General features: G+C 71.1%; 22 protein-coding genes and 1 pseudogene. 11 read left to right on the top strand and 12 right to left on the bottom strand.

Annotation, left to right across the window (positions count from 1 at the left end):
• Positions 1-37: 37 nt before the first annotated feature.
• From AB0E78_RS22270 to AB0E78_RS22255, 4 genes are all read right to left on the bottom strand, one after another.
• Positions 38-217, bottom strand: coding sequence for a hypothetical protein (locus AB0E78_RS22270; RefSeq protein WP_361835048.1), 180 nt, complete (start codon positions 215-217; stop codon positions 38-40).
• Positions 218-409: 192 nt separating this feature from the next.
• Entirely contained in the window at positions 410-1,156 is a 747-nt protein-coding gene (locus AB0E78_RS22265; protein ID WP_361835047.1) for a DUF1838 family protein, read from the bottom strand.
• 205 nt (positions 1,157-1,361) lie between these two features.
• Positions 1,362-1,955 carry a class I SAM-dependent methyltransferase gene (locus tag AB0E78_RS22260; RefSeq protein WP_361835044.1) on the bottom strand — a complete coding sequence of 198 codons (594 nt, stop codon included), beginning with the start codon at positions 1,953-1,955 and terminating at the stop codon, positions 1,362-1,364.
• 148 nt (positions 1,956-2,103) lie between these two features.
• Positions 2,104-2,634 carry an isochorismatase family protein gene (locus AB0E78_RS22255; protein WP_361835041.1) on the bottom strand — a complete coding sequence of 177 codons (531 nt, stop codon included), beginning with the start codon at positions 2,632-2,634 and terminating at the stop codon, positions 2,104-2,106.
• A gap of 130 nt (positions 2,635-2,764) precedes the next feature.
• Between AB0E78_RS22255 and AB0E78_RS22250 the strand changes: the two genes are divergently transcribed.
• The 3 genes and pseudogenes from AB0E78_RS22250 to AB0E78_RS22240 all read left to right on the top strand — a co-directional run bounded on the left by AB0E78_RS22250 (position 2,765) and on the right by AB0E78_RS22240 (position 4,189).
• The gene (locus AB0E78_RS22250) at positions 2,765-3,631 is read left to right on the top strand and encodes a YwqG family protein (protein ID WP_361835039.1); all 867 of its coding nucleotides are present in this window, start codon (positions 2,765-2,767) and stop codon (positions 3,629-3,631) included.
• Between the two features lie 39 nt (positions 3,632-3,670).
• A pseudogene (locus AB0E78_RS22245) lies at positions 3,671-3,889 on the top strand (ABC transporter permease); the annotation flags it as partial.
• A 102-nt stretch (positions 3,890-3,991) separates the two neighbouring features.
• Complete coding sequence (locus AB0E78_RS22240) at positions 3,992-4,189, top strand: hypothetical protein (RefSeq protein WP_361835036.1); 198 nt, start codon at positions 3,992-3,994, stop codon at positions 4,187-4,189.
• Between the two features lie 48 nt (positions 4,190-4,237).
• Here the strand turns inward: AB0E78_RS22240 and AB0E78_RS22235 are convergent, their stop codons facing one another.
• Together AB0E78_RS22235 and AB0E78_RS22230 are read right to left on the bottom strand one after the other, a co-directional pair.
• Positions 4,238-4,885 (bottom strand): NAD(P)-binding domain-containing protein, encoded by a 648-nt coding sequence (locus tag AB0E78_RS22235; protein WP_361835034.1) that lies wholly within the window; start codon positions 4,883-4,885, stop codon positions 4,238-4,240.
• A 137-nt stretch (positions 4,886-5,022) separates the two neighbouring features.
• Complete coding sequence (locus AB0E78_RS22230; protein WP_361835031.1) at positions 5,023-5,835, bottom strand: inositol monophosphatase family protein; 813 nt, start codon at positions 5,833-5,835, stop codon at positions 5,023-5,025.
• A 121-nt stretch (positions 5,836-5,956) separates the two neighbouring features.
• Between AB0E78_RS22230 and AB0E78_RS22225 the strand changes: the two genes are divergently transcribed.
• From AB0E78_RS22225 to AB0E78_RS22205, 5 genes are all read left to right on the top strand, one after another.
• Positions 5,957-6,880: a LysR family transcriptional regulator gene (locus tag AB0E78_RS22225; RefSeq protein WP_361835028.1), complete on the top strand. Its 924-nt coding sequence runs from the start codon at positions 5,957-5,959 to the stop codon at positions 6,878-6,880.
• Positions 6,881-7,219: 339 nt separating this feature from the next.
• On the top strand, positions 7,220-7,960 hold the full coding sequence (gene cseB, locus AB0E78_RS22220; protein WP_361835025.1) for a two-component system response regulator CseB: 741 nt from the start codon (positions 7,220-7,222) through the stop codon (positions 7,958-7,960).
• A gap of 5 nt (positions 7,961-7,965) precedes the next feature.
• Positions 7,966-9,273: a HAMP domain-containing sensor histidine kinase gene (locus tag AB0E78_RS22215; protein ID WP_361835023.1), complete on the top strand. Its 1,308-nt coding sequence runs from the start codon at positions 7,966-7,968 to the stop codon at positions 9,271-9,273.
• Between the two features lie 179 nt (positions 9,274-9,452).
• Positions 9,453-10,205: an ABC transporter ATP-binding protein gene (locus AB0E78_RS22210; protein ID WP_361835875.1), complete on the top strand. Its 753-nt coding sequence runs from the start codon at positions 9,453-9,455 to the stop codon at positions 10,203-10,205.
• A gap of 93 nt (positions 10,206-10,298) precedes the next feature.
• Positions 10,299-12,860 carry an FtsX-like permease family protein gene (locus AB0E78_RS22205; protein ID WP_361835021.1) on the top strand — a complete coding sequence of 854 codons (2,562 nt, stop codon included), beginning with the start codon at positions 10,299-10,301 and terminating at the stop codon, positions 12,858-12,860.
• A 57-nt stretch (positions 12,861-12,917) separates the two neighbouring features.
• Here AB0E78_RS22205 and AB0E78_RS22200 read toward each other — a convergent pair whose 3' ends face one another.
• Both AB0E78_RS22200 and AB0E78_RS22195 read right to left on the bottom strand, forming a co-directional pair.
• Positions 12,918-14,729, bottom strand: coding sequence for an RICIN domain-containing protein (locus AB0E78_RS22200; RefSeq protein WP_361835019.1), 1,812 nt, complete (start codon positions 14,727-14,729; stop codon positions 12,918-12,920).
• Between the two features lie 56 nt (positions 14,730-14,785).
• Positions 14,786-16,882 carry a hypothetical protein gene (locus AB0E78_RS22195; RefSeq protein ID WP_361835016.1) on the bottom strand — a complete coding sequence of 699 codons (2,097 nt, stop codon included), beginning with the start codon at positions 16,880-16,882 and terminating at the stop codon, positions 14,786-14,788.
• Positions 16,883-17,099: 217 nt separating this feature from the next.
• Here AB0E78_RS22195 and AB0E78_RS22190 point away from each other — a divergent pair, with 217 nt between their 5' ends.
• Positions 17,100-18,389, top strand: a complete 1,290-nt coding sequence (locus AB0E78_RS22190; protein WP_361835013.1) for an ROK family transcriptional regulator — start codon at positions 17,100-17,102, stop codon at positions 18,387-18,389.
• A gap of 27 nt (positions 18,390-18,416) precedes the next feature.
• On the opposite strand, the gene AB0E78_RS22185 is transcribed toward AB0E78_RS22190, so the two are convergent.
• Complete coding sequence (locus AB0E78_RS22185; RefSeq protein ID WP_361835010.1) at positions 18,417-20,030, bottom strand: FAD-binding oxidoreductase; 1,614 nt, start codon at positions 20,028-20,030, stop codon at positions 18,417-18,419.
• Positions 20,031-20,096: 66 nt separating this feature from the next.
• Here AB0E78_RS22185 and AB0E78_RS22180 point away from each other — a divergent pair, with 66 nt between their 5' ends.
• Positions 20,097-20,783 carry a TetR/AcrR family transcriptional regulator gene (locus tag AB0E78_RS22180; protein ID WP_361835008.1) on the top strand — a complete coding sequence of 229 codons (687 nt, stop codon included), beginning with the start codon at positions 20,097-20,099 and terminating at the stop codon, positions 20,781-20,783.
• Positions 20,784-20,823: 40 nt separating this feature from the next.
• Here AB0E78_RS22180 and AB0E78_RS22175 read toward each other — a convergent pair whose 3' ends face one another.
• Positions 20,824-21,078, bottom strand: coding sequence for a hypothetical protein (locus tag AB0E78_RS22175; protein ID WP_361835005.1), 255 nt, complete (start codon positions 21,076-21,078; stop codon positions 20,824-20,826).
• Between the two features lie 179 nt (positions 21,079-21,257).
• On the opposite strand from AB0E78_RS22175, the gene AB0E78_RS22170 reads away from it, so the two are divergent.
• On the top strand, positions 21,258-22,250 hold the full coding sequence (locus AB0E78_RS22170) for a hypothetical protein (protein ID WP_361835002.1): 993 nt from the start codon (positions 21,258-21,260) through the stop codon (positions 22,248-22,250).
• Between the two features lie 94 nt (positions 22,251-22,344).
• Here the strand turns inward: AB0E78_RS22170 and AB0E78_RS22165 are convergent, their stop codons facing one another.
• Together AB0E78_RS22165 and AB0E78_RS22160 are read right to left on the bottom strand one after the other, a co-directional pair.
• Entirely contained in the window at positions 22,345-23,106 is a 762-nt protein-coding gene (locus AB0E78_RS22165; protein ID WP_361835872.1) for an alpha/beta hydrolase, read from the bottom strand.
• 92 nt (positions 23,107-23,198) lie between these two features.
• On the bottom strand, positions 23,199-23,834 hold the full coding sequence (locus AB0E78_RS22160) for a TetR/AcrR family transcriptional regulator (protein ID WP_361834999.1): 636 nt from the start codon (positions 23,832-23,834) through the stop codon (positions 23,199-23,201).
• Positions 23,835-23,885: the final 51 nt, after the last annotated feature.

The raw sequence follows: 23,885 nt of genomic DNA, 5'->3' as shown, positions 1-23,885 counted from the left end.
GAAGTTGGTGTCCCGGCGTCACCATCGCGGCCGGGCCCTATCGCGCAGCCCACGGATCACCGATGACGCCGCTGATCCGTACGAGCCCGACCGCGCCGTCGGATTCCACGACGAGGTACGCGGTGTACGTCCAGCCCTCGGCCTCTGCCTGCTCCTTGGCCCAGGCCAGCACCTCATCGGCATCAGCGTCCGTGACTTCGTGCTCGTGTGCGTGCATGGCCGATCTGTCCCAGAAACACACACGGTACGCAGGGCGGTCCACTTCCCACTGGGTGTCCCGGGGATCGACAAGTCGAGTCTTCATCGTGATCACGATAGAGCCGACCCCCGGGCGCGGAACAGCCACTCCCAGGGGAAGCGGCACGCGATGGGCGAAGAGCCTCACCGCCGGGCCGGTGAGGCCACGCGGCTACTTCGGCGGGTGGAGCTTTCGGAAGTACGTCCAGCTCGTCTCGTTCGGCTCGCTCCACTTCTCCGGGGCCTCGGCGAACTGCGGGTGGTGGTCGGCGATGTAGGCCCGGGTCCGCTCGGGGACCTCGGCGTACGCGTCGAGCTTGCGACCCCGGCAGTGATACGTGAGGCCGCCGGGCCGCTGACCGCGCGCCATCCACGGGAGCCACTGGGACATTCGGGTCCACGACATGCTGGCCGGGATGCTGGGCGCCGAGCCCGCCAGGTCGGTGCGGTCCGCGAAGAACTGGAAGAGCTCCAGGGCCCGGTACGTGTCGTCGGCCGAGTTCAGCGGGTACTCCGCCACCGGCAGCGGGGAGGGGTAGGCGAGCGGGATCTCCAGGCTGAAGCAGACCTGTCCGCCGAGATCGGTCGTCGGTATGGGGAAGGGGCGCCACCGCTGGTTCGCCGGGTCGTTCCAGATGTGCACCACCGGCAGGTCCTGCCAGGTCTCCAGGATCTCGCGCGATACGGGGTCCAGGTAGAAGGCGGCCTCGCGGGTGAGCAGTTGGTAGGCGTCGGGGCCTGCTTCGGGGTCCTGGACAAGGCGGGCGACATTGAGCCCTTCGAAGCCGAAGAGACGCTGGTAGGGCTCATCGGGGCCCCAGGAGTACACGTCTCCGGACCACCAGTACGTGACCTGCTCGCCGTCGAGCGAGGCCCGGGTGCGGGCGAAGGAACGAAGCAGCTCTGCGGGTGTCGTCATACGGAGTACTTTGCGCGATTACCGCACGGGCCGGGCGGGCAACCCCCACGCGGGGGTGAAAGTGACCGAAAGAGCCACTTCCTGGGCGCTGTTCGTGCCAACGGCCCTCTTTTCACCGGGCCGACGGACCCGCAGTACGCCGGTGAGCATCGGCAGGGTGAACTCGCCCCGAGCAGTCTCCGGCGTACTCGCGAGAAATGCCCGGTTACGGCCCAGTGCGGCCTCTTGTTCCTGCTCCGGCATGACCAGCATTCCCGCGCGCGTCGCGATGGTCGCGACGCGCGAGTCGGCGGTGCGGGAATTCTGTCCGCTCCGGCGAGCCGAACCGGACCGCCGCACCTGTCTTCGGTAGGTGCATGCCGGCTATCTCGGCGCGCCCGCTGGCGGGCGTGTCACGTGGGCCGATGGCTGCGCTGACGCTGACACGTGCGAGCTCGGCAATCCACTCGGCCTCGTCGTCCATGAGGTTCCACAGGCCGGCCAGGATGCCGCCAGGCGCGAGAACTCTGGCGATCTCCGGTCCCGCGACAGCCATGTCGGACCAACGCATTGCATTCCCGGCCAGAACGACATCGGCGGAAGCATCCGGCAACGGGATCGACTCGGCACCGCCCAACAGGGCACGCACACCCGGCAACGCGCTGCGCAGCTCGGTCAGCATGGCCGCGTCGGGCTCCACCGCGATGACCTCGGCGCCCAGCGCGACCAGCGTGGCCGTCAGCTTGCCGGTTCCAGCACCCAGGTCGAGCACGCGTGGGCCAGGAGCGGGTTCGAGCGCCCAACGCACCGCGGTCTGCACGTAGTCCGGACGGTGCTCGGCGTATGCGGCCGCCGCGCGCCGAACGACGAGGCGTGAAGCACCAGTTCATCCTGATCCATACGGCCACGGCAGCTGCGCCGCATCTGGCGAGCGGGGCGATCGAGGATCGCAAGGCGCGGCTGACGTCTCAGGACGGGGTGGCGGCCACCCTCAGGGTGAGTTCGGGACTGGACGTCACCTGGCCGAAGCGGGGCAGGTTCAGGGTGATCGCCGCCTGGTGCTCCGCCGTTGTGAGGGCGGTCATCGCATCCTCCACGAAGACCAGCTCGTAGTCATGGTCAGATGCTGCGCGCGCCGTCGATTCAACGCCCATGTTGGTGGCGATGCCGGCAAGGACGAGGGTGGATACGTCCCGCCCCTGCAAGAGCTCATGCAAGTAGGTGTGGTGGAAGCCGCCGATGGTGCCCTTGACGACCACTGCGTCGGCCAAAGCCGCTACCCGCTGATGCAGTTCGCTGCCGGGCGGCTGTTCCACGACGTTGGGTCGTTCCGTCCTCACCGCGACCACCGACGCACCGCCGGCTCGGAACCGTTCGGCCAGAGCGCAGGCAGCATCCAGCGTCTCGGTGCCGGAACGAGGGCCGAGCGGCAGGTCGATGATCCGGGGCATCAAGTCGACCAGGACAAGAGCCGTGCTCGCGGGTTCCAGGGTGACCATTGGCGCAGCCTACGCATGATCTTCGTGGGCTGCCCCGGGTTTCCCCGGGCTTCGCTGGCTTCCCCGGCTTCCGTGGGGAGCAAGTACGGTCGCCGCCTGCATGTCAGTGGCACCGTGCATGATCGCAGGCATGACACATGGATCCTCTGAGGAGTTGCGCGCCCTCGCTCAGCAGTACCTCTCCCCCGAGACGGCAGAACGGTGGCTCGGTCTGCTCCGGCCCGGCGTATGTCTTGGCGTTGGAACGAGTTCGGACAAGGCAGTCGGTCAGCTGGGGGGTCTGCCGAGGCTGCCGGCCCATGCGGAGTGGCCGTGGTGGGACGGGCACGGGCCCTTGTCCTTCATCGCCTCGGTCGACTGCTCGATGTTGCCCGCAGGTGTTCTGGACATCGATCTGCCGGAGGAAGGGTGCCTGCTGTTCTACTACTTCGACGGCCAGGTTGATGACGGGGATGCCCTCGTCCTGCCCGAGGACCCGGAAAGCTGGGCGGGCGCCCGCGTGCTCTACGTGGCAGGCGGAGAGGTGGCCATGGAGCGCGCCGCTCCTGAGGAGCTCACGCCGTATCCGGCGGTACCGCTGGCCGCCCGGCCGGAGATGACGGCGGCCGAACCCTGGCACCCACGCGTCCGGGAGGCGTTCGCGCCGGAAGCTCCACTGGGGCATCGATACGACCACCCGGTGTGCGCCCAGGAGTTCCTCGAAGCGCTGTGGGACTTCGACGGCTCCGTGGGCCACCAGATAGGCGGCCACGCCCACCCGGTCCAGAACCCGGTGGAGATCGAGATCGCGCAGGCGGCCCTGGGCGGCGACACGTCCTGGGACGATCCGCGCCTGCCCGACGAGGCGGGTGACTGGGTGCTGCTGGCGCAGATCGACAGCGAGAACGCCGCGGACATGATGTGGGGTGACTGCGGGGCCCTGTACTGGCTGATCCGCCCGCAGGACCTGGCCGAACGACGCTTCGAACGTGCCATGTTCACCTGGCAATGCGCCTGATGCGCTCGGGTCCACGTCTCGATGGACATGAACGAGGGCCTCGTCTCCAGCGCCTTCATCCCGGCGGACACGATGCCGGGCTGGTTCCAGCCCATCGCCGAATACCAGCCCTTCACCCCCGCCATCGAAACCCTCCGCGGCCTCCTCCTCGGCAGCGAGATCGGCCACAACGGCTGGATCGCCCTCGCCTGGTGCCTCGCCCTGATCACCCTCGGCTATCGCTGGTCAATGACCCAGTTCAACCGCGACCCGAAGTAGCCGCCACGGCACTGCGTCAACCAGCCGCCTTCCCAACGGTGTTGGTCGATACCAGGCCGGGCATGCAAGGGGAGGCATGTGCTGATCGAGCGGGGGTGAAGGATGCTGAAGGTCGGTTCGGGGGCTCTGTTCCTGTTCTGCTACGTAGATGTCCTGGCGGTTCTCGCCATCGGAGACTGGATTTCCGATGTCGGGCCCCCGCTGCTCTACGGCGGCCCGGCAGCGTTCATCGCCGGACTCTTCGCTCCTGCCGCGCATGATGCCTATCTGCGGAACCAGGAGCGTGACGCGGCCCAGTAGGTCCTCCCCGCTGCCCCGTCCCAGCCCCTTCCGTCCCTCCCTGCCCTCTCAGCGGGTGAGGGAGACCGCGAAAGGCTTGAAGCCGTCCCGGCGCAGAATGTGGGGCACGACCAGGATCATGGCCTCGGTGGCGCGGGCTGTGCTGATGTCCCCGAGGTCCTCGATCCACGCGGGCTGCCAGTCCAGGTCGGCGAGCAGGCTGGTGACGGTCTTCTTCGCATGCTCGTCGTTGCCCGAGACGTAGGCGGTCGGCGGGGTGGCCAGGATTTGAGGGGCGGTCATGACCATGAACAGCATGGTGTTGAGGGTCTTGACCACCCGGGTGCCGGGGAGAGCGGCCTGGAGTTGCTCGGCGAGGCTGCTGCCGGGGTAGCAGAGTTCGCCGGGCAGGCCGTCGGCGGCGTCGCGGGTGGCGTTGGAGACGTCGACGAGGATCTTTCCGGCGAGTTCCGTACGCAGGTCGGTCAGGCGCTCCAAGGCGCTGTCGCCGGGCGTCGCGTTGATCACGATCTCCGCGGTGCGAGCGGCGGTGCGTTGGTCGGAGTATGAGATGCGGGGGTCAATGTCTTCGGCGGGCGCTGCGGTCGGCTCTTTCGGGCTGCGGAGGCCGAGGGTGACGTGGTGGCCTGCCGAGGCGAGCTTGTCGGCCAGGTTGGTGCCGACGCGGCCTGCGCCGAGGATGCCGATGCTGGTCATCAGGTGATGCTCCTTGTGATGCCGGGGTGCCGGGGTGCCGAGGTGCCGAGGTGAGACGCCTGGGCGCCCGGGTGATGTCGGGCAAGTGGGGCGGGGGTACGCCGCTGCGCTGTCAGGCGATCAGCCTCACGATGCGGTCAGGCGATCGGCGTCAGGATTTCGAGGGCGGCGGCGTGGATGCCGGGCGCGGCGGCGAGGAAGTCCCGGCTGCCCGCGCTCCAGGGCTCGGCCGCCAGGTCGGTGACGGTGCCTCCCGCCTCGGTCACCAGCAAGGCACCTGCGACCAGGCCGGAGCGGACGTCGGAGAACTGCCAGAACGCGTCCATGCGTCCGGCGGCGACGTGGATGAGCTGCATCGTGGCAGGAACGGACACCCGCACGACGAGTCCGCCGGTGAGCATGGCGGTGACCGAGTCGCCGATCCGCCGGTAGGTGTCCTTGTCCTCACCGGGCTTGGCCTGCCCGGTGCCGACGAGCGAGGCACCCAGGTCTGTCTTGGCGGACGCCTTCAGGGGGCGGTCGTTGAGGTGGGCGCCGCCGCCTGCGACGGCGGTGTAGGTGTCGCCGGTCAGCGGCAGGTGCACGACGGTGAGTACCGGCTGGTTGTCGCGGACCAGGGTGGCGGTGACGGCCCAGTCCGGCATGCCGTGTACGTGGTTGATGTTGCCCTCGGCGGGGTCGACGACCCACCACTCCCCCGGCGGGAGCGCGCCGCCCGCCAACTCGTCCTCGGCCCACCGCGATCCCTGCCGGGCCCGCAGCAGCGGTTCGCGCAACACGTCGAGCACCACGTCGTCGTTGGCATGGATCTCGTCGACGACTTCGCTCAGGCTGACCCCTCGGGCGTGGGAGGTGTAGCGCTCGCGCAGCGTCTGCCCGGCGGTTTCCACCGCGGCCTTCACCTCGGACATGAGCGTCGTGTCGGCGTCGAAAGGCATGGCTGTGCTCATGGCGGACTCCAGTGGTTGCGGTGTGGTGCGGGCGGGCGGCTTGTCCCGCTCCCGTGCTTCGAACCTAGGCCGCCCGGTGATTAACAACAAGTGCATGCTTTTCACTCGTAGAGTTACTCTCATGCAACTGGATCTGAACCTGCTCACGGCCCTGGACGCGCTGCTGGAAGAGGGCAGTGTCGCGGGCGCCGCGGCCCGCCTCCATGTCACCGCGCCCGCGATGAGCCGCTCGCTGGGCCGCATCCGAAAGGCCACCGGTGATCAGATCCTGGTCCGCACCGGCCGCAGCATGGTCCCCACCACCCGCGCGCTGGCCATCCGCACCCAGGTCCACGCCCTCGTACAGCAGGCCCACCACCTCCTGTCCGAGCAGCAGGAGCTCGACCTGCCGGCTCTGGAGCGGGTGTTCACCGTGCGCTGGCACGACGCCCTGACCACCGCCTGCGGGACGGCTCTGCTCGCCGCCGTCCGCAGCCAAGCCCCCGGCGTCCAGCTGCGCCTGCCGGGCGAACCCGGCACGGACACCCCCGAGCTGCGCCGGGGCGAGGTCGACCTCGCGTCCAGCTCCAGGCCGCCGGTCCTGCCCGACATCCGCCACCGCCTGGTCGGCCACGATCAGCTCGTCGTCGCCGTCAGGCCCGGCCATCCCCTCACCGAGGGGCCGCTGAGCCTTGAGCGTTACGCGGCCTCCGAACACCTCACCATCTCGCGGCGCGGGCGGCTGCGTGACCCGATCGACGATGCCCTGGCCACGTGCGGGTTCGAACGCCGTGTCGTCGCCGCCGGGCCCACCGTCGCCTTCGCGCTGCAACTCGCCCCCGAGACCGACCTGGTGCTCACCCTCCCCGACGCGGTCACCCGCACAGCCCGGGACCGGCTCGGCCTCATCACACTGCCGCTGCCCCTGCCGCTCCAGATGCCCGCCGTCCCGCTGTATCTGCTGTGGCACCAGCGCCACGACGACGACCGCGCCCACACCTGGCTGCGCGACCTGGCCACCGAAACCGTCCAGGCACTGTTCGCCCCACCGGCCACCTCCGCGTAGGCCCTCGCCGTCCAGCGGTTTGTATCCAGTGGGTATCAGGGAGCGCTTGGTCGGCCATCGGTTCGGGGGGCGCCGCCCCCGGGTGGCAGGGGTCCAGGGGGCGCGGGCCGGAAGTCTGTGTGCCGCTTCGTCCGCCTGACCTGCGGTTCCACGGGTGAAGAACCCGGCAGAGGCGCGGCGTGTGTCCGGTGCGCGGCGCGGTCGCCGCGTCCGATGTCTGCCCTATCGTTCCTTGCGGGTCGTCGGTCGCCGCAGGTGCGGGTACCGGGGTTCCGCCCGACGTCCGACCGGCCCACCGGCCGTCTCTCAGTCCGTCCGTCCGAACAGGAGTGATCCCCCGTGTCGTCGCCCACCCCGGCTCCTGCTGCCCCGCAGGCCGTTCGTGTGCTGCTGGTCGAGGACGACGACCTGATGCGCCGGTCCTTCGCCGTCGCCCTGGAGCGCTACGGCTACGAGGTCAAGGTCGCCGCCGACGGGCTCGCCGGGCTCGAACTCTTCCGCGAGGAGAGCTTCGACCTGCTGGTCCTGGATGTGATGCTGCCCGGTCTCGACGGGATCGGGCTGTGTCGAAGGGTCCGCGAGACCAGCCTGGTGCCGGTCCTGATGATGTCCGCGCGCGGCGACGGACTCGATGTCGTCGCCGGTCTGGAGGGCGGGGCCGACGACTACGTGGTCAAGCCCGTGGACACCTATGTGCTGGTGGCCCGCATCCGCTCGCTGCTGCGCCGGGCCACGTACGCGCCCGCCCAAGGGCCCGGCCCGGCCGAAGGCGAGGAGGCGGCGCCGTCCGAGGAGAGAATGCTGGTCTTCGGGGAGCTCACCATCGACACGGGTGGCCTGGAGGTATCGGTGTCCGGGCGGCCGGTGGCGCTCACCCCCACCGAACTGAAGCTGCTCCTCGAGTTCGCCGCTCATCCAGGGATCGTGCTGGAGCGGCACACGCTGCTGCGCAACGTCTGGGAGTACGGCTGGGACGGCGACAGCCGGGTCGTGGACCTGTGTGTGCAGCGGCTGCGCGGCAAGCTGGGACGGGATCGCATCGAGACGGTCCGCGGCTTCGGCTACAAGCTCCGGCGTTGAGGCGCGTGTCCTCGTTCCGTCGGCGGCGGCCGGTCCGTGTTGCCCTGCGCTGGAAGATCGCCGCGCTGGCAGCGGCCACGGCCTGTCTGGTCGCGGTGGTGGTGGGCGTGCTCGTGCACCTGTGGACCGCGCAGGACATCCGCGGTCGGGCCGAGGCGACCGCCTTCAACACCGTCTACTCCGCGATGGACGTCTACCGCCGCACCGGGACGCTGGCGGACGGCGCCGAGCTGGATCCGGACGATCTGCCTACCGCGCTGCGCCATCCCTCCGACGGCGATCGGCACACGGCATACGACGAACGCGTCGAGGACAACCTGGGGCCCAGCTACTGGGGTGCCCAGCGGGTCGGCGGTACGGGCAGCCGGGTGCTGGCCGTCCGGGTCAACATGAGCCCGGAACTGCACGAGCTGCGGCGGCTCGACGTGGTCATGGCAGTGGCTTCGCTGCTGGCGCTCGCCGCGGCCGTCCCCCTGGCGGTCTACGGGGCCGGGCTCCTCGGCCGGCGGCTACGGCGGGTCTCGGAGACGGCGGGCCGGATCTCCGCCGGAGATCTGGACGCCAGGACCGGGTCGGCCGACAGCCGCGACGAGGTGGACGACATCGCCGCCACCGTCGACCTCATGGCCGACAGCCTTGCCCGGCAGCTGCGCTCCGAGCGCCGTTTCACCGCGGACGTGGCCCACGAATTGCGCACCCCCGTCGGGGGTCTGCTGGCCGCCGCCGACCTGCTGCCCGCGGGCGAGACGGAGGATCTGCTGCGGGCCCGCGTACGCGATCTGCGCGGCCTGGTCGAGGACCTCCTCGAGATCTCCCGCCTCGACGCGGGGGCCGAGCAGCCGGTCCGGGCCCATGTGCCGCTGGCCGCAGTCGTCTCCGAAGCGGTGGCGCGCACCGGCCTCGACACCGAGATCGCCGTCGCCGACGGAACCGGGGGCCACACTCCCCAGCGGCGAGCGCCGCAAAAGAAGACGTCGCAAGAGCAGGCTTCGCAGACCGTGGAGACCGATCCGCGCCGCCTCGAACGCATCGTCAGCAACCTCGTCGTCAACGCCCATCGGCACGGGAAGACCCCGGTGCGGGTCACCATCGAGGAGCACACCGTCGTCGTACGCGACCAGGGTCCCGGCTTCCCCCCTGACGTACTGCGCGACGGGCCGCGGCGCTTCCACACCGGCGCGGCGGAGCGCGGCTCGGGACACGGCCTGGGCCTGACCATCGCGCTGGGCCAGGCCCGGCTGCTCGGCGCCGAACTGCGCCTGGACAACGCCCCGGACGGCGGCGCCGTCGCCACCCTGCGCCTGCCCACCTGAGGCGCGCACACCGCACGCACCGCACTCGCTCCACCCACTACACAACCGACGCACTCCAAAGCGGCCATCGATACGTCGCGGCCCAGGCGCCGATACGTTCCCCGGACACCCTTCGACGTGCACCTTCCGCACCGAAGAGGAGTTCTCCCGTGACCCCCGGCCCCCTTGCCCCGCACCACCTGCACGCGACCACCGGAATCGCGGCCGCCACCACCGACCTGTCAAAGGTCTACGGCAGCGGAGACACCCGCGTCCGCGCCCTGGACCAGGTCAGCATCTCCTTCCGTGAGGGCGAGTTCACCGCGATCATGGGACCGTCGGGCTCCGGCAAGTCCACGTTGATGCACTGTGCCGCCGGACTCGACTCCTTCAGCTCCGGCTCCGTACGCATCGGCACGACCGAGCTGAGCACGCTGGGCGACCGGCAGCTGACGGAGCTGCGCCGTGACCGGATCGGCTTCATCTTCCAGGCGTTCAATCTGTTGCCGACCCTGACCGCCATCGAGAACATCACGCTGCCGCTGAGCATCGCGGGCCGTCGCCCCGACGAACAGTGGCTGCGGCGCGTGGTGTCGATGGTCGGCCTCTCGGGGCGACTTGACCACCGCCCCGGGCAGTTGTCCGGCGGTCAGCAGCAGCGCGTGGCGGTGGCCCGCGCCCTGGCGTCCAAGCCTGCGATCATCTTCGGAGACGAGCCCACCGGCAACCTCGACTCGCGGGCCGGGGCCGAAGTGCTCGGCTTCCTGCGCGACTCGGTGCGCGAGCTGGGCCAGACCGTGGTCATGGTCACCCACGACCCGGTCGCCGCCGGCTACGCGGACCGCGTGGTCTTCCTGGCCGACGGCCGCCTGGTCGACGAGATGGCGAACCCCACACCGGAGCGGGTCCTGGACCTGATGAAGACCCTCGACACCGGCCCGCGCACCAGCTGACACACCCTCACTCCCCATGCCCCACCCGCGCCGCTCGCGCCCACCAGCCATCCGCTCGCGCCCGTCGAGCCTGCCTCCCAGGATCCGCCTCGTATGTTCCGTACCGCTCTGCGCAACGTCTTCGCGCACAAGGCCCGCCTGGCCATGACCGTCCTCGCGGTCTGCCTGGGTGTCGCGTTCGTCAGCGGCACCCTCGTCTTCGCCGACTCCTCGGCCGCGGCCTACCGCGCCGCCGCCTCCCAGAACTTCGCCGGCATCGCCGTCACCGTGACCCCGAAGGACCCACCGCCGGGAACCGCCGTCGATGAGCACTCCCCCGTACTGGACGACGCCCTGGTCAGGAAGGTGGCGGGCGTGCCCGGTGTCGCCGCCGCGCGCCCGGCGGCCGACGGCTCAGCCGTCCTGAACGCGGCGGACGGCACTCCGCTGCGGGCCGACAAGGCATGGTCCAACCTGGGCGCCGCCTACGTACCGGGCAAGGAGGGCCAGGACAGCCGCTATCCCCTGACCGAGGGCCGCGCCCCGCGCACCGGCAAGGAAATGGCCGTGGACAGCGGGACGGCATCCGCCGGGCACCTCGGCATCGGAGACCTGGTCACGGTGGCCACCGACGGCCCGGCCATGAAAAAGCGACTTGTCGGCATAGTCTCGACCAAGGACACGCGGGTGACGGCCGGCGGCACCCTCGCCCTGTTCGACAAGGCGAGCGCCCAGCGACTGTTCGCGTCCAGCGGCCACTACACCGGCATCGACCTCACCGCCGCTGACGGCACCGACCCGTTCGACCTCCTGCGCCGCATCGAGGACGTCCTGCCCGCCGACCGGGCCCAGGCCACCACCGGCAGCGCCCAGGCCGACCAGCAGGCGACGAACATCGACACCATGACCCGCGGCTACGAGAAGATGCCCATGATCTTCGCCGGGGTCTCGCTGTTCATCGGCTCGTTCCTCGTCGTCAACACGTTCACCATGCTGGTGTCCCGGCGCACCCGTGAGATCGCGCTGCTGCGGGCCATCGGAGCCGATCGCCGCCAAGTGGTGCGCTCCGTCCTCCTGGAGGCCCTGCTGATCGGCCTTGCCGCGTCGGCGGCCGGTTTCCTGCTCGGCCTGGGCATCGCCGCCGTACTCCCGGACGTCCTGAGCAACACCGGCGACACCCTGCCCGACGGGCCCTTGGTGATCGGCGCGCGTCCGGTCCTCGCAGCGCTCGGCGTGGGGGTGGGCGTCACGGTGCTCGCCGCGTGGCTGCCCGCGCGCAGGGCCGCCAAGGTCGCCCCCATCGAGGCGCTGCGCGTGGCCGAACAGCCGCCCTGCGCCGCGCGATCCCGGCGGCGCGGCATGGCGGGGCTGGCCCTGCTGGTTCTCGGCGCCGGTCTGCTGGTGTCGCTGACCGGGGCCGAGGACGCTTCCGAGGAGAACGTGCGGAGCGCGATGCTCGGCTGCGCCGTCCTCGTCGCCGCCATGATCGTCCTTGCGCCGCTGCTCGCCGCTCCCGTGATCCGTCTCGCCGGACGCCTCACCGGACGCTTCGGTGTGACCGGCCATCTCGCGCGGGAGAACGCGCTGCGCGATCCGCGGCGCACCGCTGCCACCGCCGCCACTTTGATGATCAGTACGGCGCTGGTGGCCGGGCTCGCCGTCATCGGCAACTCCACCGGGCAGGCGCTGGATCGCCAGACCGCGTCCGGTCTCGGCGCCGACTACGTGATCGGCACCCGCACCCCCACGACCGGCATCGGCCGGGCCGCCGTGCGGCGGGTGGCCGACCTCTCCGGGGTGCGGACCGCGGCCGCGGTCTCGGACTCCACCCTGTTCGTCGGCGGACACGTCCAGGAGATCTCCGGCGTCGATCCGCAGGCCGCCGACGCCACCATGAAGCTCGACTTCGTCAGCGGCTCGCTCGACGACCTCGGGCCGGGCCGGATCGCCCTCTCCAACACCCTCGCCCGGAAGCAAGGTGTGGGCGTGGGTGGCAAGTTCACCGCGTCCATGGGCCGCGACCAGAAGGTCACGCAGTACACCGTCGTGGGCGTCTACCGGGACAACCCCACCGCGCACGACGCGCTGGGCGCCCGCGGCGAGGTGCAGCAGAAGAGCTTCAAGCCGGGTTCCGTGCAGCGCATCCTCGTCCGCACCGACAAGGGGGCGAGCTCAGGGACCCAGGAGGAGCTGCGTACGGCCGTGGGTGACAGCCCGCTCCTGAAGGTGCAGGACCGCGAGGAACTCGTGCGCGAGGCGGCCGGCGCCGTGGGCAATCTACTGACACTGATGTACGGGCTGCTGGCCATCGGTGTCGTGATCTCCGCCCTCGGCATCGTGAACACCCTGGCCATGTCGGTCGCGGAACGCACCCGCGAGATCGGTGTACTGCGCGCCATCGGCATGAACCGCTCCGCAATCCGCCGGATGATCCGCTTGGAGGCGGTGACCGTCGCCGCGTTCGGCACCCTCCTCGGCCTGGCGGGCGGGGTGTTCGGGGCCTGGGCGGTCGGTGCGCTGGCCAACGGGGCGATGGAGCAGTACACGCTGTCGATGCCGTGGGGGACGCTGGCGCTCGTATGCCTGGCGTCTCTGGCGATCGGTGCGCTCGCGGCCGCTCTTCCGGCCCGCCGGGCGGCAGCGCTGAGCCCGCTGGAGGCCGTCGCGGAGGCCTGAGGCGGGCAGACCGACGCCCCCTTCCCTCTCCTGCCGAGAGGGAAGGGGGCGGCTTGCTCAGTCCACCGGCTTGAGGGTCAGTGTCTGCTCGGCCGCGGTCCTGCCTCCGCCGACGCTGCCGCCGGTGGCGTCGGTCCAGGCACGGGTCGGAGTGGTCTCGGCCAGCCGGCCCTTGGCGTCGGAGAGGCCGATGACCAGACCGCTGTAGCGGTTGACCAGGTGCACGGTGTCCGTGGCGCGGCCTTGGGCGTCCCGGCCGGGGACGACGAACCACTGCTGGCCGACGGTGGGACCGGCCTGGGGTGCCGCGGTCACGGTCGGTTTGGCGGCCCAGGCGCGGCCGGCGTCGGTGGTGGAGTCGACGCCCAGGAGCCGTCCGGTTGCGGCGTTGGCGATGCGGTACGAGCCGTCGGCCTGGGAGGTGAAGCGCCAGTGGCTGCGCGGGGAGTCCTCGCCGGTCGGCCGTGAGGTCGTAGCGCTGCCGCCGGCCGACTGGGCAAGGACACGTCCCGCGCCGCTGCTGATGGTGTAAGCGGTGCCGGTGTCGACGGGGGCGGCCGGGCTGCTGGTCCCGATGGTGGTGTCGTAGTACTCGCCGTCGGTGCCGCCCGAGCACTGGAAGGAGCAGTAGCTGCGGAACTTCTTGCCGACGATCGTGGAACCGGTCTTGTTCACCGAGTCCAGCATCCAGCGGTACCAGGATCCGGAGCGGTAGGCGCCGGTGTCGCCGATCAGCTCCCACTTCTGGGTGGAGAGGTCGTCGGTGGCGTAGAAGCGCTGCGGTTGGGTGCTGTCCTGGACGAGGGCCTCGGGCTGGCCGATGTACTTGCCGAGGTAGGCGTCGTACGCGATGTTCATGGTCAACAGGTCCGATTTGGCGGGCAGTTCACCGGCGGCCTGCTGTTCCCTCACGGAGCCTTCGGTGGCTGGGTCGTAGTCGTGCTCCACGGGGGTGTAGCCGGTGGTGTTGTCGGCGTCGACCGGTTCCATGTTGCTCTCCAGGCCGCCGATGCCGGGCTGTGACCAGGCGCCGTCGTACCACTTCTTCCAGGAGCCGGGGGCCAGCTTGGCGGACATGGGGGCGCGGGCCACATGGGCCCGGCTGCCGTCCGTCCATGCGCCCGGGACGCCGCCCTTGGGGATGACGCGGGAGTTGTAGTAGACGTAGAAGTAGCCGGATGCGGTGTCCACGAACAGGCGCGCGTCGCCGTTGCCGTAGTGGTAAGTGTCGTGCGGGAACGCCGTGTTGTCGCCTCGCTTGGTGCTGTACGGCGAGGTGAGGACGTGGTCCTTGATGTTCCAGGTCCTGCCCTGGTCCTTGGAGACGGCGTAGTCGATCGCGTCGTAGTGCAGTCCGTCACCGAAGGGCTGCGGGGTGAATTCGTTGTGGACCAGGCCGTACCAGTGGCCGGTGTCCGGGCCGACCCACACGCCCATGAGGTCGCAGTAGTTCTTCTGCGCGTAGTGGGAGGTGTCCGGGGCCGAGGTGGCCTCGCGGCCGGTGGGACTGTTGTTGCACCGCCAGGTGGTGTCGTTGTTGCGGTCCTTGGAGTTGGCGGGGTTGACCGCGTCGCTCAGCTTGGCATCACGCGTGGCGGCGTCGAAGTCCTTGCCCGAGTAGAACGTCCACTTGCGCGGGTCGTTGGCTCCGTACAGAGCGTGTGCGGACTGGTAGTGGAACGATCCGTCCTTGTCGATATAGGTGGCGGCCGGGGTGTCGTCGGGGTGGGTCCACGGGCCCTTCTGTCCGACGGCGACCTGGTACGTGGGCGCGTCGGGGGCCGCCGGTGCGGGCGCTGCCACACCGAGCAGGACGGCGGCGCCCGCCGTGCAGGCGGCCAGGGTTCTTGCTCGGGAACGGAGTGACACAAGGACTCCTCTCGGGGCCGGACACCTCACGGGCGGCGCGCCCGCGAGGCGGTGGTTCACCATGCGAAGACCGCCCAACCTCGGTGCGGCAGCGGGGTCTTGAGTTCCAGGGCGGGGACGGCTCCGGGGACGCCCCGCGTTCCGGGGGTGGCCGCTTCGGAGTCCGGCCCGGCGCCAGGCGTTTCGACGCGGGCTTCTGCGGGTTCGGCCAGCGGTGCGAGCAGGGTGGCGCTCACGTCGTGGCCGGTTCCCGGCAGGTGGATGCGGGGGTGCGCCGGGTCGGCGCTGCCGTTGGCCACCGCGAGCCGGTGACCTCCGGCGGAACGCGTCGCGTACGGGATCAGGTGCGTGCCGCCGCTCACCAAGGGGAGGCGGGGCTTTTCGCCCTCCAGGAAGCGGACCGTGGTGTGGAGCAGGCTGCGGCCTTCGTCGCTGCGGGCCAGGTCGGCGGGCGTCGTCGCGGCCAGGACCGCGACGCGCCCGCCCAGCGCGTTGACGAAGTGACACCGGCCCGCGCCCCAGAGACGTCCGTCGGGCGTCTGTATCCGGGTGAGGGCGCGGGCGCCCGCCAGCGGCTGCATGCGGGCCAGCGCGGGCTGTACGTCGACGCTCAGGACCGCACCCTCGTCCGTGCCGCACTCCCCCGTGACCTGCTCGATCGCGTACGGTCCTGGCGGCGCCGGGTCCTCGCGGCCGACCAGCTCACTCGCCCGTACGCCCAGGAGCTCGGCGAACCCACGCCGGGTCAGGGTGTGTGCGGCCACGCCGTCCAACAGCAGCCCGCCGCGCAGCAGTTCATGCATCTCGTCGTCGTCGAAGGCGTGGACCATGCGGCCGAACAGGGCCTGGACCGGGGCCGGTTGTGCGGTGACCGGCACTCCGTAGCCGAGCAGGAAGTCCGCGGTCCGCGCGGGGTCGGCCACCAGGTCCTGCATCCGGCCCGTCTCGGCGGGCAGCCGGGCGGCGGTGTCCTGCCGCCATGGCAGCCCCACGCCGAGCGGGACCCCCTCACCCTCGCCCGTACGGTGTGCGGCCAGCCAGTCCAGGGCCGGGCGGGAGCGGCGCAGCAGCCGGTCGATGCGCGGGAAGTTCTCGGCGTGCTCGGCATGGGTGGGGTGGAGGTTCAGCAACAGCGCGTCGGCTCCGGAGAGTTGGGCGGTCACCATCTCCGACCAGGTCTGGGTGTCCGATTTCGACCACGCGGTGTGCGGCCAGTTCTCGATCTCCGGCTCGCAGGCCGTACCGTGCGGGCGGAGCGGGCGCTGCGCCTCAAGGGACCAGAGCGCGGCGGCGAGGCCACGGGCGGGGGTGTCCGAGTACGGGGCGAAGTGCGGCCGGTGGGTCACCTCGCGCCCCACGGACAGCGCGGCGAACAGCTCCCGCCAGTCGCGGCCCTCCACGGAGTGCATCGCGGGCAGCGAGCTCATGAGTCCCAGGTGGGAGCGGCCGCCGGAGCGCCGGCTCACCACCTCCGCCAGGCCTTCGGCAACCTCCAGCTGGGCGGTGCGCCACACCTGCTGGAGCAGGGCGCGCCAGGGGTGGGGACGGCCGGGCGCGGTGACGGCGGCGACCGCCTGCTCCCGGGTGACCGGCTCACCCACGACCGCGGCCAGCCGCTCCAGCATGAGCGGCTCGAATCCGCCACCCCAGTCGAGCGGGGCATGGTTGTGGTAGCGGAAGTCGTCCTCGACCCACAGCACCCGGAAGCCCAGCTCGGCGGCGAGCCCGTAGTGCGCGTAGAGCCAGCGCCGCCACGTGGGGCAGGCGAAGGACGCCTGGGCGGCGGCGACTTGGCCCGTGGGCGAGACCATGGGCGCGAAGTCGAACGTGCCGGCCCGGCCCCGGTCCGCGTGGCCGACGGTGACCCAGGGGTTGAGGCTGACGTCCAGACCGGCCGCGCTCAGCACATCACGGGCCTCGCCCGCGGCCGCGAACCAGCGCGCCTCGTCCGCTCCGGCGAGGTGCCCGGTGTACTGCTGCTCGGCACCCAGCAACAGCACCACCTCCTCCACCCCGTTCTCGCCGCACACCTTCGCCAGGGCGCGGGCACGGTCCGCGAGGTCGTCGCCGGGCCGCAGTTGGAACCGCAGGTGATATCGCGCTCGCCGAGCGGCCCGGGCCCTCGCCGGGCCCTGCTCCGTGCCGGTGTCCATCTGTGCGGGCCCCCTTGCCGAACACGGCTGACGCGCCCCCAGCCGTAATTAGTTCGGCTAGGATCCAAAATAAAGGCACCCTCGTCAACAGGTTCACGACAACAAATCCGGTACTCCGGCCTCACCCCCACTCCCCCGCGCCCCGGCCACCACGTAATTTGACGGGCATCCGCGATACGCGACGATCAGCATCAGCACGGACCAAGGAGCGGACCCGGTGAAGGCAGACCTACGCGGCGCAGGCGTACGCGACTTGGGCAGGGCGGGGGCACCCCGAGCCGGCGACCGTGCCTCGTTGCGCCGGTCCAACCTCAGCCTGGTGCTGCGCCTGCTGCGTGATGCCGGACCACGGCCCCGCACCCGGATCGCCGCCGAGACCGGCCTGCCCAAGGCCACCATCACCAACCTGGTCGCCGAGCTGATGGAGAGCGGTCTGGTGCGCGAAGGCGAGACGGAACGCCACGGTTCCGTCGGCCGCCCCAGCCGCACCGTCGAGATCGACGGCCGCACTGTCTGCGGCATCGGCGTCGAGATCAACGTCGCCTATCTGAGCCTGATCGCCATCGACCTGCGCGGCGAGATCGTCCTCCGGCACCGCACTCCGCTGGACACCCGGGGCACCGAACCGGCCGCCGTACTCGACCAGATGGCACAGGCCATCGGTGAGGCGCGCACGACCCTGATCGCGCAGGGCGTGACCCCGGTGGCGGTGACCGTCGCCGCCCCCGGCGTGATCAAGACCGGTTCCGGCGTGGTCTCCTACGCCCCCAACATCGGCTGGCAGGACGTCGCCGTCACCGAAGGACTGCGCGCCCGGCTGGGCCCTGGAGCGCCGCCGATCGGCCTGGAGAACGACGCCAAGCTGGGCGCCATCGCCGAGTATCTCGTCGCCGCGTCGGCCGACATCCACGACCTGATCTACGTGACCGGCGAGACGGGCGTCGGCGGCGGCATCATCTCCGACGGCCGACTGCTGCAAGGGTCGGCCGGATTCGCCGGCGAGATCGGCCACATGCCCCTGGACCCGGGCGGGTTGCCCTGCGCCTGCGGCCGGGTCGGCTGCTGGGAGACCCTGGTCGGCCTGACGGCCCTGCTCCGCCAGGCCGCACCGCCGCACGACCCGGTCCACGACCCCACCGTCGACCTGGAACAGCGACTGACGAAGCTGCGCCGGCGCGCCGACACGGGCGACGCCGCCACCCTCGCCGCACTGGAGCGGATCGCCGACGGCCTGGCACTGGGAGTGGCGCTCCTCGCCGATGTGCTCAACCCCCGGGCGGTCGTCCTGGGCGGCTACTTCACCCACTTCGGCGACTACCTCATCGACCGCGTACGCGCCGAGTTCTCCGCCCGCGTCATGGCCCCCGAAGCGGGCGGCTGCGAGATCATGCTGTCGTCGCTGGGCTTCAGCGCCGCGGCACGCGGCGGCGCCTACCTGGCACTTGACCGGGTGTACCAGGACCCGAGCGGGACGGCCGCGTCCGTGGGTGCCGGGCTTATGGAGTGATCTGCCCCGAGGTGGGGGCCGCCCGCGTCAGGCAGCACGCAAGGAGTCGATGACCACGCCCGGGTTGAGGATCCCGGCCGGGTCGAGCACCCTTTTTCCGGCCTGCAGGGCGGCGGCGAAGAGGTCGGGGCGCTGCTGGTCGTACCAGGGCCGGTGGTCGCGGCCCACCGCGTGGTGGTGGGTGATGGTGGCGCCCGTGGCGATGAGCGCCTGGGAGACGGCCTGCTTGATCTCGTCCCACTGCTCCACGGTCCTGCCCCACCGCCCCGCCGCGTAGATGCCGAAGTACGGTGCGGGACCGTCCGGATAGACGTGCGTGAACCGGCATGTCACGACACCCTCGGCGCCGACCTGGCGCAGGGCGTCCTGCGCGGCGTCGTCCACGGCTCCGCGCAGGGCGTCGAACCGGTCCCAGGTGCAGGCCGTCTCGAACGTTTCCACGATCATGCCCTGCGCGGCCAGGGCGTCCCGCTGATAGGGCATGCGCACGAACGCGGAGCGCCAGGTGTCGGCGGCCGCGGTGCGCGCGGCCCCGCCGGAACTGTCGGTGTGGCGCGGCGCCTCGGCCAGGGTGCCTCCGTGGTCGCGGCACAACTCCAGCGCGCGTTCCATCCAGGCGGTGACGGGGTGGTCCGCGGATTCGAAGCCGAGGACCAGGACGGCGGTCGCGGACCCCGCGTTGATCAGGGCTTCCATAGGGTCGAGCAGGCGGCAGTTGGCCGGGTTCAGGCCGGACTGGGAGAGGGCGCGCACCGCTTGGACGCCCGCGTCGTAGTGGGCGAAGCCGACCGAGGCTCCGGCCCGCCACCGGGGCCGGTCCTGGAGGCGGACCCAGGCCTGGGTGATGACACCGAGCGAGCCTTCGGAGCCGAGGAACATGCGGTCGGGTGACGGGCCGGCACCCGAGCCGGGCAGGCGGCGCGACTCGACGACTCCGGCGGGGGTGACGACCCGCAGTGATTCGGTGAGGTCGTCGATGTGGGTGAGGTGCGTGGCGAAGTGGCCGCCGGCCCGGGTGGCCAGCCAGCCGCCGAGGCTGGAGAACTCGAAGGACTGGGGGAAGAACCTCAGTGTGTATCCCCTGGGCCGCAGCTGCTCCTCCAGGTGCGGGCCCAGGACGCCGGCCTGGACGAGGGCGGCCCGGCTGGTGGCATCGACCTCGAGCACCTGGTCCATCGACGTGAGGTCGAGGCTGACCACTCCGGCGTACTGATCCCCCACGCGGGGTTCGACACCGCCGACGACCGAGGAGCCGCCACCAAAGGGGATGACCGCGATGCCGGCGTCGTGGCACCACTCCAGTACGTCGATGACCTGGCGCTCGGAGGCCGGGCGTACGACGAGGTCGGGCAGATGGGACAACGTGCCCAGCAGCGCCCGTACGACGTCCCGGAAGGCCTGCCCGTGACTGTGCGCCAGGCGGTCGCGCACATCCACGGAGGCGATCGCGGCGAGGGTCTCGGGCGCCTCGATCCTGCTGGCGCCCACGCCGAACGCCTCGACCGGAGGTGCCTCATGGACGGTCAGATCGGCCTTCGGCAGCAGCGCCGCCGTCCGGCGGGTGAGCTCCTCGCGCTCCGCCCCGGCCACCGCGTCCTCGACGTTTCCCCAGCCCCACCACGACCGCGTCTTGCCCCTCATGGCCCGCACCACCCATCTGAACGCAGGGTAAGTTACCTGGCGGTCACCTTGGCATAGGGTGAGGTCATGAGCAAGCAGGAGAAGGCCGCCGCTCGCGGCGTCGGCACGAAGGGAATGCCCCGTAAAGACCGGGAGCGGCTAATCCTGGAGGCGGCGGCCGACGAGTTCGGCAAGAAGGGCTACGCGCGCGGGTCGACGGCAGAGGTGGCGGCACGGGCCGGCATCACGAAGCCCATGATCTACGAGTACTTCGGATCCAAGGACGGCCTCTACCTGACCTGCCTGGAGCAGGCCGGCACCCGCCTGGTCGATGCCGTGCGGGGCGCGCAGGCGGGCCCGTCCGACCTCACGCGCGCGGCACGCACCCTCACGGCTGTCTTCCACGCATTGGAGTCACGGCTGCACGACTGGGAACTGGTCTACGACTCGACCCTGCCGGCCGGGGGCGGCCTCCACACCGCGGCCATGGTCCACCGGCGCGAGCTCAACCGCCTGGGAGCAGTCGGAGTCGCCGAGTTCCTCCACTCCACCCCGGCCACCGACCCGCTCGACGCCGACCTCGCCACGCACCTCTGGTACGGGACGGTGAGCGCCGCGGTCGCCTGGTGGCGCCACCACCCCGAGCAGACCGCCGCGGCGATGACTTCCCGCTTCGGGCGGATCGTCGCCATGCTCGGTGCGAATGCGAATGGGGATGAGGATGGGGATGCGAGTGCGGGTGCGGATACGGGCAACACTGAAGCTGAGGTTTAGCTTCAGAGATTGGTCGTAGATCACTCGATGTGCCCCTTACTCATTCCCCCCGGCGAAGCCTGTGCGTGGGGCCGAGAGCCTTGAGGCCGTTCAGGAGGGTGCGCAGGACCGCGAGGCGGTGGGTGCGGAGCCGTTCCGCCGCCTCCGGCTCATCCCGGGGCGTGTCCGGCTGGCTGAGGGCTTTGCGGGTGGCGTGTGCGGCGAGCAGGCCGATGAGCAGCCGGGTCAGGGCGCGGCTCGCGGCGGCGCAGGCCATGAGCCACAGGGCGAGGCAGCCGGTACTGGAGGTGAGCATCTTGACCGTCCTTCCACGAAGAGGGGGGTGAGCTGCCTGGTGTACTGCCGTGGGCCCGCGGTTCGATGCCCCGCAGGAGCGTGGAGTTCCTCCGCGGGATCGGGGGCGCTCATGGCTCCCCGTCACCTCCACGCGCCTGAGGGGTTGTTGGCCGCATCCGCGGTGGAGAGCATGCGCGCATGGAGAACTGGGACCGGGACGACAGCGATGACCTGAACGACATGCGCGAGCCGCGCTCGCACCGCAGGAAGCGGGACCTGCCCTTCCCCTACAACCAGGACCTGTCAGGCATCCTGCCGCGCCTGAACCGCCGTACCGTCTGGGGCCGCGCCCGGCTCGCCAACCACCGTGTGACGGCGTCGCTCCTGGCCGCAGGGATGCGGCTGCTGGAGCAACACTTCGGGCCGTGCGCCGAGCGGCCGGTCACGAGCAAGAGCCTGCTTCTCGGCCCGTTGTCGCAGCGCTGCGTGGGCGATGCGTTCGGCGCCAACCCCGAGCCGTTCGACCGCCACGGCGACGGCGCGGGGCTGCTGCGGGACCGTTGGACGCCATACTCGAATTTCATCGTCGATCTGATCAACTTCGCGATGTGGAAGGAGAACTACCGCCCGGGGTTCCGCACACAGCGTGCCGCGAACACCAGACGGCTCGTGCACGGGCGTGACGGGCGCGAGTTCGTGCGCGCCGTCCACGACATCGCCCACCGGCACACCACGGACGGCATGGACATGCCCTCCGTGCGGCTGGGCCTCGCCCTGATGACGGTGGCCGACGCCGACGAGGAGATCGCGCGGATCGCCTCCGGCATCTACGCGGACTACCTGGGCTCATGGAAGCAGCTGTACGCCGCCGTCCTGCGGGAGCGCGGTCTGCGCCTGCGCCAGGGGCTCACCCTCGACGACCTGGCCAACGCGCTGTCCGCCGCCAACGACGGCGTCACGCTGCGCGCCCTCGGCGACCCGGCATCCGGCGTCGTCGACGACGCCCGCCGCCGCTCCCTGACCGGCACGGTCACCCTCGCCGTGATCCACGCTTTCCTCGAACCGGAGAACGAACCGAGCGGCCTGTCCCTGGAACAGGCGGTTGCGGCACGTTTCGGCGGGCGGGGCCAGGGCGGTGGCGCGGACCCTGCCGCTGCGGCAATCGGTGGCCCGCCCCGAACCGAAGCGTGACCTCCCGGCCGCGCCGTGACCTCCTGCCGCAACCACAACCGCCGCCGGTAGCGCCCCGCGCGCGCCTGCCCACCCGCCCCGGCCCGATCCCCGCTCACCCGAGCCCGTCCAGGAACGGGACGATCGCGTCGAGGAAGTGGTCGTTTCGGTCGCCGGCCACCATGTGTCCCGCCCCTGCCACCTCCACGCGTCGCGCTCCCGGAACCCGGGCACAGAACTGCTCGGCGATGTCTTCGCGCACCACGTCACTGACCTGGCCGCGGACAAGGAGGACGGGGACGTCGGCGTGACGTCCGGCGGACAGAAGGCGCTCCGCCATGCCCGGCGGGTCCATCCGGCCCTCGAAGCTGTCCAGCATCCGCGGGTCCCAGTGCCAGACCCACCGGTCGCCCCGGCGTCGCAAGTTGTTCCCCATCTCCGCCGGGCCCTCCGGACGCGAGCGCTGCGGCAGATAGGCGCAGACCGCCGCAGCCGCCTCCTCCACGCTGGCAAATCCCTCCGGGGCGCGGCGCATGAACTCCGCGATTCGGCGGAACCCGCGGGGATCGGGCCGATGGGCGACATCGACGAGCACCAGGGCACGAGCCGCCGCCCTGGGCGCTTCCCCGGCAGCGAGCAACGCGCTCAGGCCACCGAGCGAGGCACCGACGAGCACCGGCCGGCCGCCGAGTTCGGCAACCAGCGCCCTCACGTCCTGCGCGAACAGACCCAGGTCGTAGTCACCGTCGGCAGACCAACCACTCTCCCCGTGCCCGCGTAGATCCGGGGCGATCACCCGCCACCCCAACGCGGCCAGTCGCGGACCGGTCCGACCCCAGGCGTGCCGCGTCTGGCCACCGCCGTGCAGCAGGAGCACCGGCGGGCCGGACGCTTCACCCCACACGTCCGCCGCCAGTACGATCCCGCCGCCGCCCACGAAGCTTCGAGGCCTCGGCCGTGCCCCCGCCGTCACCCCGTGTCCCGGGATCGCAGCGGCGCCACCAGTTCCTCGCGGCAGGGATCCGAAGCTGCCGCGGCCAGCGCGACGTCCAGCGCGAACAGCGCGCGCGAGAGGAACCGGTCCTCATCGATGAGGGCGGCCACCCACTGATGCAGCGCGCCCACACACGCGGCGCCGACCACGGCGGCCAACGCGTCAAGGTCGATATCCGCACGCAGCAGGCCCTGCGTCCGTGCCTGCGCCATGGCCTCAGCGAGCCGGGTGAGCGGACTGCGGTCGAGTACGAGACCGCTCTCGTCCCACGCGCGCACCATGTGACGCGACACCACCGGATCGCCCACGAACAGCTGCACCGTCGTACGGACGACCACGTGCGGGTCACCGGCCTCCGGCCCCGCCAGGCGGCGCTCCAGCTCCTCCATGAACCCGGCCGCGAGCGCCTCCCAGATCCTCTCGCGCGGCCCGATCAGGTTGTACACGGTCGCCGGGGCGACCCCGGCGCGCTCGGCGATCCGCTCGACGCTGACCGCCGACTCCGGGCTCTCCCGCAGGAGTTCACGCACCGCGTCCACGATCCGCGACCGCCGCCGCGCCTTGTGCCGCTCGCGCAGTCCCTCCCGCAGTCCCTCGCCATCTCCCGACATCCCCGCCCCACCTCCGAATATTAGAGAGCTCTCTAAATCTAGAGACACCTC

This window comes from Streptomyces sp. NPDC032198, from assembly GCF_040636975.1.
Lineage (GTDB): Bacteria > Actinomycetota > Actinomycetes > Streptomycetales > Streptomycetaceae > Streptomyces.
Note: the sequence above shows the minus strand (reverse complement) of the source record. Positions and strands in the feature narration are given on the sequence as shown.

Excerpts from the sequence above, each read along its gene's own strand:
- AB0E78_RS22255 (WP_361835041.1), bottom strand. The coding sequence starts at position 2,634 with ATGGTCACCCTGGAACCCGCGAGCACGGCTCTTGTCCTGGTCGACTTG.
- AB0E78_RS22230 (WP_361835031.1), bottom strand. The coding sequence starts at position 5,835 with ATGAGCACAGCCATGCCTTTCGACGCCGACACGACGCTCATGTCCGAG.
- AB0E78_RS22225 (WP_361835028.1), top strand. The coding sequence starts at position 5,957 with ATGCAACTGGATCTGAACCTGCTCACGGCCCTGGACGCGCTGCTGGAA.
- AB0E78_RS22195 (WP_361835016.1), bottom strand. The coding sequence starts at position 16,882 with ATGGACACCGGCACGGAGCAGGGCCCGGCGAGGGCCCGGGCCGCTCGG.
- AB0E78_RS22270 (WP_361835048.1), bottom strand. The coding sequence starts at position 217 with ATGCACGCACACGAGCACGAAGTCACGGACGCTGATGCCGATGAGGTG.
- AB0E78_RS22265 (WP_361835047.1), bottom strand. The coding sequence starts at position 1,156 with ATGACGACACCCGCAGAGCTGCTTCGTTCCTTCGCCCGCACCCGGGCC.
- AB0E78_RS22185 (WP_361835010.1), bottom strand. The coding sequence starts at position 20,030 with ATGAGGGGCAAGACGCGGTCGTGGTGGGGCTGGGGAAACGTCGAGGAC.
- AB0E78_RS22205 (WP_361835021.1), top strand. The coding sequence starts at position 10,299 with ATGTTCCGTACCGCTCTGCGCAACGTCTTCGCGCACAAGGCCCGCCTG.
- AB0E78_RS22235 (WP_361835034.1), bottom strand. The coding sequence starts at position 4,885 with ATGACCAGCATCGGCATCCTCGGCGCAGGCCGCGTCGGCACCAACCTG.
- AB0E78_RS22170 (WP_361835002.1), top strand. The coding sequence starts at position 21,258 with ATGGAGAACTGGGACCGGGACGACAGCGATGACCTGAACGACATGCGC.
- AB0E78_RS22175 (WP_361835005.1), bottom strand. The coding sequence starts at position 21,078 with ATGCTCACCTCCAGTACCGGCTGCCTCGCCCTGTGGCTCATGGCCTGC.
- AB0E78_RS22160 (WP_361834999.1), bottom strand. The coding sequence starts at position 23,834 with ATGTCGGGAGATGGCGAGGGACTGCGGGAGGGACTGCGCGAGCGGCAC.
- AB0E78_RS22250 (WP_361835039.1), top strand. The coding sequence starts at position 2,765 with ATGACACATGGATCCTCTGAGGAGTTGCGCGCCCTCGCTCAGCAGTAC.
- AB0E78_RS22180 (WP_361835008.1), top strand. The coding sequence starts at position 20,097 with ATGAGCAAGCAGGAGAAGGCCGCCGCTCGCGGCGTCGGCACGAAGGGA.
- AB0E78_RS22240 (WP_361835036.1), top strand. The coding sequence starts at position 3,992 with ATGCTGAAGGTCGGTTCGGGGGCTCTGTTCCTGTTCTGCTACGTAGAT.